We start from the raw sequence: 15,161 nt of genomic DNA on the forward strand, positions 1-15,161 counted from the left end.
CCCCCGCTTGCGGGGAAGGGTTGGGGAGAGGGTATTTCCACAACCGAGGACCCCGAACAGGAGAGAGCCCTCACCCGGCGCGCGGGACGATGCTTCGCATCGCCCGGGCGCCCCGACCTCTCCCGCAAGCGGGAGAGGTGCGGCGCGTGCGTGGCCGCTGCTGGGCTACTCCGCCAGCGCGTTGTACTTCTTCAGCGACGCCTTGAGATCCGCGAGCGCCGCGTCGGGATCGGCGCCGGCCTTCTTGGCGCCCTCGCTCCAGGTCTTCACCAGCGGCTCGGCGGCCTTCTTCCAGGCGGCGGTCTGCTCGGGTGTCAGCTTGTAGACCTCGTGGCCGGATTCCGCCTTCACCTTGTCGATGCCGGCATCCTCGAACTTGCCCCAGTGCTCGCCGACCACGCCCGCCATTTCGACCGAGCAATTCTTGTCGATCGCGGCCTTCTGCTTGTCGGACATCGCATTGTACTTGTCCTTGTTGATCACGAACACGAAGGTCGTGGTGTAGAGCGGCGCCTCCATGTCGTACTTGGTCACCTTGTCGATGCCGAATAGCACCAGGGAGCCCCAGGGGAAGGTGACGCCGTCGGCGACGCCGCGCTCGATGATGTCGCGCACTTCCGGCGCCGACGACTGCACGTTGGTGCCGCCGAGCGACGTCACGAAATTCGCCATGGTGGCGTGCGCCGGACGGATCTTCATGCCCTTCACGTCCTCAGGGCTGACGATCTTCTTGGTTTTGGAATGGAAGGAGGAGGGCGAGTGGACGAAGGCGAGGCAGTATTTGACGTCCTTCATCTCCTTCTCGGCATATTTGCGATACCAGGCGTCCAGCCCCATCGAGCCGCCCTTGGCGTCGGAGATCAGGAACGGCAGCTCGCCGGCGCCGACGATCGGAAAACGGCCGGGCTGGTAGCCGGGATTGACGTAGGTGACGTCGGCGATGCCATCGCGCGCCATGTCGTAATGGTCGAACGCCTTGCCGAGCTGCTGGGCCGGAAACACCTTGCCCTTGATGGTGCCGCCGGAGTCCTTCTCGACCGCCGCAGCCCAGTCTTCCAGCGACTTCTGCAGGGGATGCGAGGCCGGCACCCAGTGCGAGATCTTCAAATCGAAGGTCTTGTCCTGCGCCAAGGCAGGCGTCACGCTCGCGGCCAGCAGCAATGCCAGACAGGCTTTTCTCATCACGCGTCTCTCCCTTTTCGACGGCGGGCTTCGATGGCCCGGTCTCGTTAATTAACATGTTATCTAATTAGCCGGCGCGTTCAAGCCGGAACTGGCGCGCGCCTTGTCGTGCCGTCTACGTCAGCCATGTTGCATGGATTTGTCGCTGCGGGCGACGACCGCTCCCCTTTTTGCCCAAACGTTATATGATATAATTATCGTCTGCGGGCTGGCGCGACAAGCGGGCCGTGCGAAAGCCTACAGGATCGGAAGGAGCAAGTATTGCGGACAAAAGTCGCAATCATCGGGGCCGGGCCGGCCGGATTGTTGCTTGGGCAACTGCTGCACGCTTACGGCATCGACAATATCATTCTGGAGCGGCAGAGCCCGGACTATGTGCTCGGCCGCATCCGCGCCGGCCTGCTGGAGGAGGGAACCGTCGCGCTGCTCGACCAGATCGGTGCTGGCGCGCGGGCGCATGCCGAAGGCCTGGTCCATGAGGGCATCGAGTTCGCCTTTTCCGGCCGCCGGCACCGCATCGACATGAAGGCCGCCACCGGCAAGACCGTGATGATCTACGGCCAGACCGAGGTCACGCTCGACCTGATGAATGCGCGCAAGGCCGCCGGTCTCGTCTCGGTCTACGAGGCCAGCGACGTGCAGCCGCATGATTTCGACGGCAGTCACCCGCGCGTAACCTACGTCAAGGACGGTGTCACCCATACGATCGATTGCGACTTCATCGCCGGCTGCGACGGTTTTCACGGCGTCAGCCGCGCCAGCGTTCCGACCACGGCGATCGAGGAATTCGAGCGGATCTATCCGTTCGGCTGGCTCGGCATTTTGTCCGATACTCCGCCGGTTAGCCATGAGCTGATCTACTCCAACCACGCCCGCGGCTTTGCGCTCTGCACCATGCGCTCGACCAGACGCAGCCGCTACTATGTGCAGTGCGCGCTCGACGACCATGTCGACCAATGGCCCGACGACCGCTTCTGGGACGAACTGAAGCGCCGGCTCGACCAGGAGGCGGCCGACAGTCTCGTCACGGGCCCCTCGATCGAAAAGAGCATCGCCCCCTTGCGCAGCTTCGTTGCCGAGCCGATGCGATTCGGCCGGATGTTCTTGTGCGGCGATGCCGCTCACATCGTGCCGCCGACCGGCGCCAAGGGCCTGAACCTCGCTGCTTCCGACGCGCATTATCTGTCGAGCGCCTTGCGCGAGTTCTACGAGGAGAAATCGAGCGCCGCGATCGACGCCTATTCCGCCACGGCGCTGGCGCGGGTCTGGAAGGCCGTGCGCTTCTCCTGGTGGATGACCTCGATGCTGCACAAATTCCCCGACACCGGCACCATCGGCGCCCGCATCCAGCTCGCCGAGCTCGACTACGTCACGCAGTCGCAGGCCGCGATGACGTCGCTGTCGGAGAATTACCTGGGGCTGCCGTTTTGAGGGTGGCAGCGTTGGTACCGTAGGGTGGGCAAAGCGCAGCGTGCCCACCAACTCTCTCGATCATCGAGAGATCGTGGGCACGGCGCTTTGCGCCTTTGCCCACCCTACGGGACCGTTGTTGTGGCGCCGCCCGTTTCAAACGCCCGCACAAATCCCGTTTAAAGCTTTGTAGGTGATGCATTCATCACTTCGTTCGCGTTCAATGCCGGCAACCAGCATCGCGAGACAGCCATGACCACCACCCCCGACATCCCCGCCGGCTTCGAGCCGCATTTCCGCAAAGCCCCGCTCACCGATCCCTGGGAGCCGCTCTATTCGAAGAAGACCGACAAGGGCGTCACGGTGGGATTGCGGCTGGCGACGCCGCACACCAACGCGCGCGGGCTCATCCATGGCGGGCTGATTGCGGCGCTGGCCGATGCCGCCATGGGCTATAGCTGCGCCCAGGCCACGGGCTGGAGCACCTCGTTCGTCACGATCTCGCTGTCGGTCGACTATGTCGGCGCGGCCGAGATCGGCCAATGGCTCGCGGTCGAGGGCGAGGCGATCAAGACCGGCAATACGATCTGTTTCGCGCAGTGCCTGGTGAGGGCCGACGACGCCGTGATCGCGCGGGCCAGCGGCACGTTCCGGGTGGTGCCGAAGAAGGGGTAGGCTCTCGTGCCCCGGACGCAGCGCAGCGCGCCGCGTTTGCGGCGTGGTGCTCTGCAGAGCCGGGGCCCATCCATCCGCAGCTAGCGCTCTGGCTTCCCGGGTCCCGGCTCTGCGGAGCGGCGCTTCGCGCCGCACCGCGTCCGGGCACGAATGCTACCCAAACCGCCACTGCGCCGTCTCCACCACGAGATCGACGAACGCGCGCACCTTGGCCGAGAGCAGGCGCGAGGTCGGATAGATGATGTGGATCGGAAGCACCGGTTGTTCGTATGCCGCGAGCACGATTTTGAGCCGTCCGCGCTTGAGGCCGTCGGCGGCCTGATAGGCCAGCACGCGCGTCACGCCGCCGCCGGCCTCGGCATATTGCAGCGCCGCGTCGGCGCTGTTGCTGATGAAGCGGGGAAACGGCGTCACCTCGATGTCGCGGCCGTCGCGCAGGAAACGCCATTCGGACCAGGGACCGAACTGGATGGTCTGATGTGCGGGGAGGGCTTCCGGCGTCTTGGGTTCGCCGTGGCGCTTGAGATAGCTGGGCGAGGCCACCACGATCCGCCGCATCTCGCCGACCTGGCGCGCCACCAGCGAGGAATCCGCGAGATGGCCGATCCGCACCGCGGCGTCGACGGCGTCCTCCACGAGGTTGACCAGGTGGTCCGACAGCCTCAGCTCGGCGGTGACCTCGGGATAGCGCTTGAGATAGGCGGTCATGACCGGCCCGACATGCAGACGGCCGAAGCCAACCGGCGCCGATACCACGAGCCGTCCGCTTGGCCGGTTGCGCTCGTCCCGCGCAGAGCCATCGGCCTCCTCGACATCGGCGAGGATGCGCCGCGCGCGTTCCAGATAGCGCGTGCCGACATCGGTCAATCTCACTTGCCGAGTGGTCCGCTGCAGCAGCCGCGCACCGAGATGCTCCTCCAGCGCCGCGATCAGCCGCGTCACCGCCGAGGGCGACAGTCGCAGCTTGCGCGCCGCCGGCGCAAAGCCGCGCAGATCGGCGACGGTGACGAAGACGTGCATGGCTTCGAGACGGTCCATGGGAATTATTGCATATATCGCAACGATCAAGTGTCAAGCGGGTCGATTGTTTTGCCCGCCGGAAGCTCCATTTTAGGACGTGAAAGACGCAGCAATGCGCCGGAATTCCAGGAGATGTTCCGATGACGGCCGTACATACTTATGCCAGCGACGTCGCCTTCTCGCCCGCGGTGAAGGGGATCCAGGCGCGCAAGGGTTCGCGCGAGGCTTATGCGCGCAGCGAGCAGCGCGGCTGGCGTACCGAGGTCGACGACAACCTAGAAGCCTTCCTCGCTGACGCCAACAGCTTCTATTTCGCCACCGCTTCAGCGGACGGCCAGCCCTATATCCAGCACCGCGGCGGGCCCAAGGGCTTTCTCAAGGTGCTGGACAGGCAGACGCTGGCCTTCGCCGATTATGCCGGCAACCAGCAGTTTATCACCCAGGGTAACCTCTCGGAGAATCCCAAGGCCTACATCTTCGTGATGGACTACGCCCACCGCCGCCGCGTGAAGATCTGGGGCGAGGCGCGCGTCATCGAGGACGACGAAGCGCTGACGACGTCGCTGATGCCGAAGGGCTATCGTGCCCGGCCCGAGCAGGTGATCCTGTTCAAGATCACGGCATGGGACACCAACTGCCCGCAGCATATCCCGCAGAAGTTCGACGCGGGGGATGTCGCGGCCGCGCTGGCGGCGCGGGATGCGAGGATCGCAGAGCTGGAGGCGGAAGTGGCGGCGATGAAGGGGGCGACGAGTTAAGCGGCCTTCTTCACCTTCCCCCGTATCCTCCGGTGTCATGCCCCGCCTAGTGCGCAATTGCGCACGGGGGCGGGGCATCCAGTACGCCGAGGCCTATCGGTCAATCACTACTGTCTCGGAGTACTGGATCGCCCGGTCAAGCCGGGCGATGACAGCTGAGTTTGCAGCGACGTCTCCGAAACTAAATCGCGCTCTCACCTTCGTGCTGGAAGCCGAGATAGCTGGCCGCGACGCGTTCATTCGCCGCGATGTCGCTGGCCTTGCCGCTGAGCACGAACTCGCCGAGCTCCATGACATAGGCCTGGTCCGCGATCTTCAGCGCGGCCTGCGCGTTCTGCTCGACCAGCAGGACGGAGACGCCGCTGGCGCGCAGCTCGGTGACGATGCGGAAAATGTCGGCGACGATGATCGGTGCGAGGCCGAGGCTCGGCTCGTCCAGCATCAGGAGCTTCGGCTCGCCCATCAGCGCGCGGCCCATCGCGAGCATCTGCTGCTCGCCGCCGGAGAGCGTGCCGGCGAGCTGCTTGCGGCGCTCCTTCAGCCGCGGAAACAGCGTGTAGACGCGCTCCATCGAGGCTTTCGCCTTGCTTCGCTCGATGCGAAAGGCCCCTAACTCGAGATTGTCCTCGACATTCATGGTCACGAACAATTCGCGGTGCTCCGGGACGAGACCGAGCCCCATCGCGACGCGGTCCTCGATGTCGAGCCGGGCGAGATCCTGCCCCGCAAAGGTGACGCGGCCCTTCAGTGGCAGGACGCCCATGATGGCGGAAAGCAGCGTGGTCTTGCCGGCGCCGTTGGCGCCGACGATGGTGACGATCTGGTTGTCGCCGACCTCGAGCGAGACCGAGCGCACCGCCTCGACCTTGCCATAGGCGACATGTGCGTCGGTGACGGACAACAGCGTGCTCATGCCGCCACTCCGAGATAGGCCTTGATCACTTCGGGGTTGGTCTTGATCGTGGCGGGGGTGCCCTCGGCGATCTTGGTGCCGAAATCGAGCACCACGATGCGGTCGGCGAGGTTCATGACGAAGCCCATGTCGTGCTCGACCAGCAGCACGCTCATGCCGCCGTCGCGCAATTCACGGAGCAGGGTGGCGAGCTGCTGCTTTTCCATATGGCGCAGGCCGGCGGCCGGCTCGTCGAGCAGCAGCAGCATCGGATCGACGCAGAGCGCGCGGGCGATCTCGACGATGCGCTGCTGGCCAAGCGATAGGCTGCCCGCGAGGTGGTGCATCTGCTCAGTGAGGCCGACACGCTCGATCTGGCGGGCGGCCTCCGCGAGCAGTTTTGCCTCATCGGCGCGGTCGAGCCGCAGCATCGAGGCGATCGGCCCCGAATGGCCGCGCAGATGCGCGCCGATCGCGACGTTTTCCAGCACGGTCATGTCAGGCACCAGCTTGACGTGCTGGAAGGTGCGGGAGATGCCGAGCTTGACGATCTCCTGCGGCGGCGCCTTGTCGACCTTCCTGCCCAGCACCGAGATCGAGCCTGAGGTGGCGGACAGCACGCCGGTGATCAGGTTGAAGGTCGTGCTCTTGCCGGCGCCGTTCGGGCCGATCAGCGCGACGATCTCGCGGGCCTGGACGTCGAAGGAGACGTTGTTGACCGCGACGACGCCACCAAACTGTTTTCGCGCTTTGTCGACCTGGAGCAGGACGCTGGACTGGCCGGGCGAGCGGGTGCGCTGCTCCAGCTTCAGGGAGGTGTCGGGCTTCTTGCCACGGGTAGATTCCGGCAGGAACGACATCAGCCACGGCCAGAGGCCGCCGGGCGCGAGCTGCAACAGGGCCACCAGCATGATGCCGAACACGATGGTCTCGACCTGTCCGGAGCCGGGCAGGATCAGCGGCAAATAGCTTTGCAGCACCTCTTTCAGGACGACGACGATCGCCGCGCCCAGGACGCCGCCCCAGACATAGCCGGCGCCGCCGACCACCGCGATGAAGAGGTATTCGATGCCGGCCTGGGCGCCGAACGGTGTCGGGTTTACCGCGCGCTGAAGATGCGCGTAGAGCCAGCCGGAGAGGCCGGCCAGGACCGCGGCATGGATGAACACCAGCAATTTGGCGCGCGGCGTGTGCACGCCGAACGCTTCGGCTGCGACATGGCCGCGGCGCAGCGCGCGGATGGCGCGGCCGGTGCGGGAATCCAGCAGGTTCATCGTCAGCAGCGCCGACACGATCACGGCGACCCAGATCGCGTAGTAGATCGAGCCGGGCGAGAGCATCTTGAACGTGCCGATCGAGAGCGGCGGGATTGCCGAGATGCCGTCGTTTCTCCCGAGGAATTCCAGCTTGCTGAACAGATAGAACAGCCCGAGCCCCCAGGCGAGGGTGCCGAGCGGCAGATAATGGCCGGAGAGGCGGACGGTAATCAGCCCGAGCAGCACCGCCAGCGAACCGCTGACGACGAGCGACAGCGGCAGCGTCAGCCAGGGCGACAGGCCATAGGCCGTCGACAGCACCGCGGTGGTGTAGGCGCCGAAGCCGACGAAGGCCGCCTGTCCGAACGAGGTCAGGCCGCCGACGCCGGTCAGCAGCACGAGGCCCATCGCGACCAGGGCCGCGAGACCGATATTGTCGAGCAGCACGATCCAGAACGGGGGCATCCCCGGGATGAACGGGATCGCCGCCATGAGAGCTGCGAAGGCGATGATGGGAAGCCGGCTCTGCATCTTGGCGTCAGTCCTTCTCTTCCTCGACCGCCGGCGCGGCGAGCGAGCGCAGCAGCAGCACTGGGATCAGCAACATGAAAACGATCACCTCCTTGTAGTTGGAGGCATAGAAGGACGAGAACGCCTCGACGAGGCCGACGACCAGCGCCGCGACGGCGGTCAAGGGGTAGCTGACGAGGCCGCCGATGATCGCGGCGACGAAACCCTTCAAGCCGATCAGGAAGCCGCTGTCATAATAGAGCGTCGTGATCGGCACGATCATGATGCCCGACAGCGCGCCGATGACGGATGCCAGCAGGAAGGCGATCTGCCCCGATAGTGTGGTGCGGATGCCCACGAGTCGCGCCCCCAGCCGGTTCACGGCGGTCGCGCGCAGCGCCTTGCCGTAGAGCGTCAGGCCGAAGAACAGCCAGAGCCCGACGATGAAGGCGATGGTGATGCCGTAGACGGTGAGGCTCTGGCCGGTAAAGCGCAGCGCGCCGGCGGTGAAGGCGCCGGACAGCACGGCTGGTCCGCGCTGACCTTCGGCGCCGAAGAACAGGAGGCCCAGTCCCTGCAGCGCGAGGTGGACGCCCACCGAGGCGATCAGCAGCACCAGCACGGACGTGTGCGCCAGCGGCTGGAATGCGACGCGGTAGAGATAGAGGCCGATCATCGCCACGATCACCAGCGACAGCGCGATGCTGACCGCGACCGGCGGCTTCTGAGCGGCGAAATACACGGTCAGCGCCAGCACGATGGCCGGCAGCACAATGTTGGTGACAGCGCTGCGCAGGATCAGCCGCCCGTGCAGCGCCTTGCGCGCCACGAACAGGTCGAAGGCGAAAGCGCCGATGCCCAGCGCAAGCGCGAGCTTTGCCGTGCCCGGCATCTGGCCCGCCGCCAGCGAGGCATAGGTCAGCGCGCCGTAGGTGACGAATTCGCCCTGGGGAATGAGGATCACCCGGGTGACGGCGAACACCAGCACCAGCGCCAGGCCGAGCAGCGCATAGATCGCGCCATTGGTGATGCCATCCTGCACCAGGAACAGCATGATGGTGGTATTCAAGACCGGACGCTCCCCCTAAAGATTGCGGACCGGTCCCTCGATCGCGGTGGACGGTACGCTCACAGCCATTGAAAAACGCATGCGATATTTGATATGGTCCATAACAATTATCAAATATAACATCAAGGGCGGGACGGACGACCTGTCCCGAATTTAGCGGGATTACGAGCACGAGGCGATGACCGTTTCCAAAACCGCTGAAAAGTCTTCTGAAAAGCCTGCCGAGACGGCCAAGGGCCGCAAGGACGCGGCCGAGGCGCAACCGGAGGCGCTCCAGCTCGGCGATCTCTCCGAACAGCTCGGCTACGTGCTGAAGCGGGCGCAGCTCAAGGTTTTCGAGAATTTCCTGCGTTGCATGGCCTCGCTCCAGCTGACGCCGGCCCAATTCTCCGTCCTGCTGCTGGTCGAGAAGAATCCCGGCCGTAACCAGACCGAGATCGCCTCCACCCTCGGCATCCTCAGGCCGAACTTCGTGGCGCTGCTCGATAATCTCGAGAGCCGCGACCTTTGCGCGCGGATCCGCTCCACCAACGACCGCCGCTCGCACATCCTGGTGCTGACCGACAAGGGCAAGGCCGTGCTGGCCCGCGCCAAGAAGCTCGTCGCGACCAAGCATGAGGCCCGGTTGAACGATTTGCTCGGCCAGGCCAACCGCGAAGCCCTCATCGCGATGCTCTCGAAGGTCGCCAACGAGTTCTAAGGGCGCGGTTCACCGCGGCCGATCCGCATTCTCCACTGTCATCGCCCGACTTGATCGGGCGATCCGGTATTCCAGAGGCTGTCGTGGGATACGGAGAAGCCGCGGCGCACTGGGTTCCCCGCTTTCGCGGGGAATGACACCGTCCTTGGGGCAGGCGCCTCAATCCACCAAAATCACCCTTATGTCGTTCACGTTGGTCAGCGTCGGGCCCGGCAGCAGCAGGTCCCCTGTCGCCTCGAAGAACGCGGTGGCATCGTTGTTGTCCAGGTACGCCTGCGGCTGGAGCGCTAGCGCCTTCATCCTTGCGAACGTCGCCGCGTCGATCAGCGCGCCGGCGGGGTCGGTGGGGTTGCCGGCGCCGCCATCGGCACCATCGGTGTCGGCGGCCAGCGCCGAGATATCCGGCGTGTCCTTGAGCAGGTTGGCGAGCGCCAGCGCGTATTCCTGGTTCGGCCCGCCGCGCCCCTGGCCGCGCACGGTGACCGTAAGCTCGCCGCCGGAGAGGATCGCCACACGCTTGCCTTGCGCGCGCGCCTCCAGCGCCAGCCTGGCGTGAGCGGCGGCGACCTCGCGCGCCTCGCCTTCGAGATCGGCGCCGAGATCGATCGTCTCGTAGCCGGATTCGCGCGCGAGCCTCACCGCAGCGTCGAGCGACTGCTTGGGCCGCGCGATCAATTCGAAATGCGCGCGCGCAAAGGCGGCGTCGTCCGGCTTGCAGCTTTCGTTGCGTTCGTCCTCGAGCGCGCGGCGCACCGCGTCGTCGATGGCGAGCTTGTATTTCGCCACGATGGCGCGCGCATCGGCCAGCGTGGTCGGATCGGGGACGGTCGGACCGGAGGCGATCGCGGAAGGATCGTCATGCGGCACGTCCGAGATCGCGAGCGTCACGATCCCCGCGGCATTCTTGCCGGCGCGGGCGAGACGGCCGCCCTTGATCCGCGACAGATGTTTCCTCACCGTGTTCATCTCGCCGATCGGTGCGCCCGAGCGCAGCAGCGCCTTGTTGACCGCCTGCTTCTGCGCGAAGCTGATGCCGTCGCTCGGTGCGATCCAGTTCGCCGATCCGCCGCCGGTGAGCAGCACCAGGAGCAGATCGTCTGGCCCGGCCTCGCCTGCGAGCGCGAGCGTGTCGGCTGCGCCCTTGAGGCCGGCCTCATCCGGCACGGGATGTCCGGCTTCGACGACGCGGATGCGGCGCGTCGGCACGCCGTAGCCGTGGCGCGTGGTGGCGATGCCGACGAGACGCTCTGGCGCCAGTCCCAGCGTGTCGAGATAATGCCGCTCGGCCGCCGCGGCCATGGCGCCTGCGCCCTTGCCGGCGGCGAGGCAGATCACGCGTCCTTTGGGTGCGGCCGGCAGGTGCGGCGCCAGCACCACATTGGGATGGGCGGCGGCGACGGCTGCGTCGTAGAGCGCGCGGAGCAGGGGACGTCGGTCGGTCATGACGATGGCCTTCGGCAGACGGAAGAAACTGGCGGCCAACGCCGCCGTTCACCTGCCTACCGCATCGGGCGTGAAAGCGTAAGCCGGCTTTGCCATCATTCGATTGTGCAATCGCGTGATCACAATCGGCGCGCAAGCAAAAGCCCCCTGCGATGGCTTCGCAGGGGGCTTCGTCGTCAAATCGTCAGGCGGCTAGCCGCCGACGTCGGCGCTGATCACGTCGCCGAACAGTTCCCACTTCTCGCCCTTGAACCTCTCAAGCTGAAGCTGGCTGATCGGTGCGAAATCGGTCGGCGAGGTGTTGATCTTCACGCCCGGCAGCAGCGCCTCGGTACGGAAGTCCTTCAGGCTCGCCGCCTGCTTCATGACGTTCGCGCGGGTGAGATCGTCGCCGCACTGCTTCAACACCTGCACGAGCGTCTGCGCTACGGCAAAACCCACGATCGTGCCTTTATCGAGCTTGTCGCCCTCAGGGAAGTATTTGGTCATGAATGCCAGGAAGTCCTTCATGCCGGCATCGTTGGCCCACGCGGGATCCGACACGTCCTTCAGATAATCGGCCGAGATGATGTCCTGGCCGTTCTCGAAGCCGGCGGGCTTCATCACACTGCCGACCGAGGCCGAGACGTTGTTGAGGAAGTGCAGCGGCTTCCAGCCGATCTCGGCGTTCTTCTTGATCGCCTGCGCTGCGAATTTCGGCGTCGTGATGTTCATGAAGACGTCGGCGCCGGTCGACTTCAGCTTGACGATGTGATTGTCGACGGTCGGTTCGGAGGTCTCATAGCTCTCCTCCATGACGATCATCGAGGCGGCCTTGGCGCCGAGGCCGTCCTTCAGGCCCTTCAGGTAATCCTTGCCGTAATCGTCGTTCTGAAAGAGCACGGCGATCTTGGCGTCCGGCTTGTTCTTCAAGAGCCACTTCGCGTAGATCTGCGTTTCGCTCTGGTAGTTGGGTTGCCAGCCCATGGTCCATGGGAAGTCCTTCGGATCGTTCCACTTGGTGGCGCCGGTGGCGACGAAGAGCTGCGGGACCTTCTTGGAGTTCATGTATTTGTGAATCGCCGAGTTCGGCGGCGTGCCGAGCGAGTTGAAGATGAACAGCACCTCGTCGCTCTCGACCAGCTTGCGCGCCTGCTCGACGGTCTTCGGCGGCGAATAGCCATCGTCGTAGGAGATGAAGTTGATCTTGCGGCCGTTGATGCCGCCCTCTTCGTTGATCTTCTTGAAATATGCGGCTTCGGTCCGCCCGATGATCCCGTAGGCGGAGGCCGGTCCGCTGTAGGGCATGATGTTGCCGATCTTGATCTCGGTATCGGTCGCGCCGGTATCGTATTTCTTCTGGGCCGACGCAGTGGAGGTCGTGGCTGCAATAAGCGCGAGCGCCAGTGACGCGGCCGCAAACTTGCCGGTGACAGCGGGCATTCCTATCTCCCTAATTTCTTGGTGTGTGTGCGTCCCTTTTCTTGGCTTGACCGTTTTTGGTGACGCGGCCGCAATTCAATACGATTTGGCCAAGGCCTTCAACAGAAAGCCCCCGCGATGGTGTCGCGGGGGCTGCGTCTTTAGTAGTCAAGGGCCGCCGGCTCTCGTGTGCAACTGCGAGAAGGTCCGGCTGTCTTGAGTTGTTTAATCAATCCGGGGTGATTTTGAGTTGCGTGGCGTCAGTGACCGGTCTCGCTGGAGATGATGTCGCCGAACAGCTCCCATTTCCGGCCCTTGAAGCGCATCATCTGGAGCTGCTCGATCGGGGCAAAATTGTCCGGCGCGGTGTTGATCTTGATGCCGGGCAGCAGCGTGTCGGGTGCGAAATCCTTTAAGGAGGCGGCCTGCTTCATGACGTTCTCGCGGGTGAGATCGTCGCCGCACATCTGCAGCACCTTCACCATCGTTTGAGCCGCGGCATAGCCAAACACGACGCCGGCATCGAGCTTGTTGGCCTTGGGATCGTATTGCGCGAGGAAATTATAGAACCGCTTCATGCCGTCGTCGGCGTTCCACTGCGGATCGGAGCCGTCCTTGAGGTAGCTCGCCGACAGAATGCCCTGGGAGATCTCGAGGCCGGCTGGCTCGATCACACCGCCGACCGAGGCCGAGACGTTGGAGACGATGTGGACCGGATGCCAGTTGATCTCCGCCGCCTTCTTGATGGCCTGCGCGGCGAATTTCGGCGTGGTGATGCTGATCAAGACGTCGGCGCCCGAGGCCTTCAGCTTGACGATGTGTTCGTCGATTGCGGGCTCAGACGTGTCGTAGGACTCCTGCAGCACGATCATCGAGGCCTTGGCGCCGAGACCGTCCTTCAGCCCCTTCAGATAGTCCTTACCGAAATCGTCGTTCTGGTAGAGCACGCCGATCTTTCCGTCCGGCTTTTCCTTTATGATGTACTTGGCATAGATGCGCGCTTCGCTCGCGTAGCTCGGCTGCCAGCCCATGGTCCAGGGATATTGCTTGGGATCGTTCCACTTCGAGGCGCCGCTCGCCACGAACAATTGCGGTACCTTCTTCTCGTTCATGTATTTGCGGATGGCGCCGTTGGTAGACGTCCCGAGCGAGCCGAAGATCAGGAGCACCCCGTCGCTCTCGACCAGCTTGCGTGCCTGCTCCACCGTCTTCGGCGGCGAATAGGCATCGTCATAGGAGATGAACCTGACCTTGCGGCCGTTGATGCCGCCCTCGGCGTTGACCTTGCTGAAATAGGCTTCCTCGGCCTTGCCGATCGCGGCGTAGGCCGAGGCCGGGCCGCTATAGGGCATGATGTTGCCGATCTTGATCTCGGTATCGGAGGCGCCGCTGTCGTACTTCTTCTGCGCCACTGCCGGGGTGCTCATCGCAGTGCACAAAGCGAGCCCGGCCCAGAGGGCCGCAACCTGAAAGCGAACGGCGGTCATTGTTCTCCTACCCGGGTTGGATCGGCGCCGCATTGAACAAGATTGGCGCCAGCCGTCAACAAAAAGCCCCCGCGATCGCTCGCGGGGGCTTTCGAGGGTCGGGCTATCGCGTCAGCGTGTCACTCGGAAGCGACGTCGCCGCTGATGATATCGCCAAACAGTTCCCACTTCTCACCCTTGAAGCGCTGCATCTGGAGCTGCGAAATCGGGGCGAAGTCGGTGGCGCTGGTGTTGAGCTTGACGCCGGGCAGCATGGTGTCCGGAACGAAGTCCTTCAACGAGGCCGCCTGCTTCATGATGTTGGCGCGGGTCAGATCGTCGCCGCACATTTCCAGCACCTTGGCCAGGGTCGAGGCGGCGCCATAGCCGTACACCATGCTGGTGTCCGACTTGTCGGCGCCCGGCATGTACTTGTCGACGAACTCGTTCCACTTCTTCATGCCGGGGTCGTTGGCCCACTGCGGATCCGTCGAATCCTTGGCATAGGCCGCCGACAGCACGCCCTGCGCATTCTCGAAGCCGGCCGGCTTCATCACGCTGCCGACCGAGATCGACACGTTGGTGAGGATCTGGAGTGGCTTCCAGCTGAGCTCGGCGGTCTTCTTGATGGTCTGGGCCGCGAACTTCGGCGTGGTGTAGATCAGCAGCACGTCGGGATTGGCGGCCTTGATCTTGACGATGTGGCCGTCGATCGACGGCTCGGACACCTCGTAGCTCTCCTCCATGATGATCATGGACGAAGCCTTGGCGCCGAGGCCGTCCTTGGTGCCCTTGAGGTAGTCTTTGCCGAAATCGTCGTTCTGGTAGAGGATCGCGACCTTGGCGTCCGGCTTCTCCTTCATCAGCCATTTCGCGTAGATCTGCGCTTCGCTCTGGTAGGAGGGCTGCCAGCCGATGGTCCAGGGGAAGTTCTTCGGGTCGTTCCACTTGGTGGCGCCGGTGGCGACGAAGAGCTGCGGGATCTTCTTGGCGTTGAGGTATTTCTGGATCGCCGTGTTCGAGGGCGTGCCGAGCGGGTTGAACACCACCAGCACCTCGTCGCTCTCGACCAGCTTGCGGACCTGCTCGACGGCCTTCGGCGGCGAATAGCCGTCGTCATAGGTGACGAAGTTGATCTTGCGGCCGTTGATGCCGCCCTTGTCGTTGATCATCCGGAAATAGGCTTCTTCGGTCTTGCCGATGACGCCATAAGCCGACGCCGGACCGCTGTACGGCATGATGTTGCCGATCTTGATCTCGGTATCGGACGCGCCGGTGTCGTATTTCTTTTGGGCGAGTGCAGCGCCGGAGGTGAGGGTAGCGACCGCCGTTACGAGTGCGGCGGTTCGAAGTATTCTTCCAAAATGCAATTCGATCTC

At 64.2% G+C, this 15,161-nt stretch carries 13 protein-coding genes; 4 read left to right on the forward strand and 9 right to left on the reverse strand.

Annotated elements, in window-relative coordinates:
- Positions 1 to 165: 165 nt before the first annotated feature.
- On the reverse strand, positions 166 to 1,182 hold the full coding sequence (locus tag IVB26_RS04405) for a TRAP transporter substrate-binding protein (RefSeq protein ID WP_247970740.1): 1,017 nt from the start codon (positions 1,180 to 1,182) through the stop codon (positions 166 to 168).
- A gap of 261 nt (positions 1,183 to 1,443) precedes the next feature.
- Between IVB26_RS04405 and pobA the strand changes: the two genes are divergently transcribed.
- Positions 1,444 to 2,613, forward strand: coding sequence for a 4-hydroxybenzoate 3-monooxygenase (gene pobA, locus IVB26_RS04410; RefSeq protein WP_247970741.1), 1,170 nt, complete (start codon positions 1,444 to 1,446; stop codon positions 2,611 to 2,613).
- A 231-nt stretch (positions 2,614 to 2,844) separates the two neighbouring features.
- Complete coding sequence (locus IVB26_RS04415; protein ID WP_247970742.1) at positions 2,845 to 3,267, forward strand: PaaI family thioesterase; 423 nt, start codon at positions 2,845 to 2,847, stop codon at positions 3,265 to 3,267.
- Between the two features lie 153 nt (positions 3,268 to 3,420).
- Here IVB26_RS04415 and IVB26_RS04420 read toward each other — a convergent pair whose 3' ends face one another.
- Positions 3,421 to 4,305: a LysR family transcriptional regulator gene (locus IVB26_RS04420; RefSeq protein WP_247970743.1), complete on the reverse strand. Its 885-nt coding sequence runs from the start codon at positions 4,303 to 4,305 to the stop codon at positions 3,421 to 3,423.
- Between the two features lie 122 nt (positions 4,306 to 4,427).
- Between IVB26_RS04420 and IVB26_RS04425 the strand changes: the two genes are divergently transcribed.
- Positions 4,428 to 5,045 carry a pyridoxamine 5'-phosphate oxidase family protein gene (locus IVB26_RS04425; RefSeq protein ID WP_247970744.1) on the forward strand — a complete coding sequence of 206 codons (618 nt, stop codon included), beginning with the start codon at positions 4,428 to 4,430 and terminating at the stop codon, positions 5,043 to 5,045.
- 181 nt (positions 5,046 to 5,226) lie between these two features.
- On the opposite strand, the gene IVB26_RS04430 is transcribed toward IVB26_RS04425, so the two are convergent.
- From IVB26_RS04430 to IVB26_RS04440, 3 genes are read right to left on the reverse strand one after another with little or no spacing between them, the layout of a single operon-like run.
- Positions 5,227 to 5,958, reverse strand: a complete 732-nt coding sequence (locus tag IVB26_RS04430) for an ABC transporter ATP-binding protein (protein ID WP_247970745.1) — start codon at positions 5,956 to 5,958, stop codon at positions 5,227 to 5,229.
- Positions 5,955 to 7,724 carry a branched-chain amino acid ABC transporter ATP-binding protein/permease gene (locus IVB26_RS04435; RefSeq protein ID WP_247970746.1) on the reverse strand — a complete coding sequence of 590 codons (1,770 nt, stop codon included), beginning with the start codon at positions 7,722 to 7,724 and terminating at the stop codon, positions 5,955 to 5,957. The genes IVB26_RS04430 and IVB26_RS04435 overlap by 4 nt, the downstream gene beginning before the upstream one ends.
- A 7-nt stretch (positions 7,725 to 7,731) precedes the next feature.
- Complete coding sequence (locus IVB26_RS04440) at positions 7,732 to 8,772, reverse strand: branched-chain amino acid ABC transporter permease (RefSeq protein ID WP_247970747.1); 1,041 nt, start codon at positions 8,770 to 8,772, stop codon at positions 7,732 to 7,734.
- Positions 8,773 to 8,950: 178 nt separating this feature from the next.
- Here IVB26_RS04440 and IVB26_RS04445 point away from each other — a divergent pair, with 178 nt between their 5' ends.
- Positions 8,951 to 9,472, forward strand: coding sequence for a MarR family winged helix-turn-helix transcriptional regulator (locus IVB26_RS04445; RefSeq protein ID WP_247970748.1), 522 nt, complete (start codon positions 8,951 to 8,953; stop codon positions 9,470 to 9,472).
- 159 nt (positions 9,473 to 9,631) lie between these two features.
- Here IVB26_RS04445 and IVB26_RS04450 read toward each other — a convergent pair whose 3' ends face one another.
- The 4 genes from IVB26_RS04450 to IVB26_RS04465 all read right to left on the reverse strand — a co-directional run bounded on the left by IVB26_RS04450 (position 9,632) and on the right by IVB26_RS04465 (position 15,152).
- Complete coding sequence (locus IVB26_RS04450; RefSeq protein ID WP_247973058.1) at positions 9,632 to 10,915, reverse strand: glycerate kinase type-2 family protein; 1,284 nt, start codon at positions 10,913 to 10,915, stop codon at positions 9,632 to 9,634.
- Positions 10,916 to 11,107: 192 nt separating this feature from the next.
- Positions 11,108 to 12,337 (reverse strand): ABC transporter substrate-binding protein, encoded by a 1,230-nt coding sequence (locus IVB26_RS04455; protein WP_247970749.1) that lies wholly within the window; start codon positions 12,335 to 12,337, stop codon positions 11,108 to 11,110.
- A gap of 239 nt (positions 12,338 to 12,576) precedes the next feature.
- Positions 12,577 to 13,803, reverse strand: coding sequence for an ABC transporter substrate-binding protein (locus IVB26_RS04460; RefSeq protein WP_247970750.1), 1,227 nt, complete (start codon positions 13,801 to 13,803; stop codon positions 12,577 to 12,579).
- Positions 13,804 to 13,922: 119 nt separating this feature from the next.
- Positions 13,923 to 15,152, reverse strand: a complete 1,230-nt coding sequence (locus IVB26_RS04465) for an ABC transporter substrate-binding protein (RefSeq protein ID WP_247970751.1) — start codon at positions 15,150 to 15,152, stop codon at positions 13,923 to 13,925.
- Positions 15,153 to 15,161: the final 9 nt, after the last annotated feature.

Origin of the sequence: Bradyrhizobium sp. 195 (genome assembly GCF_023101665.1) — a bacterium.
Taxonomy (GTDB): domain Bacteria; phylum Pseudomonadota; class Alphaproteobacteria; order Rhizobiales; family Xanthobacteraceae; genus Bradyrhizobium.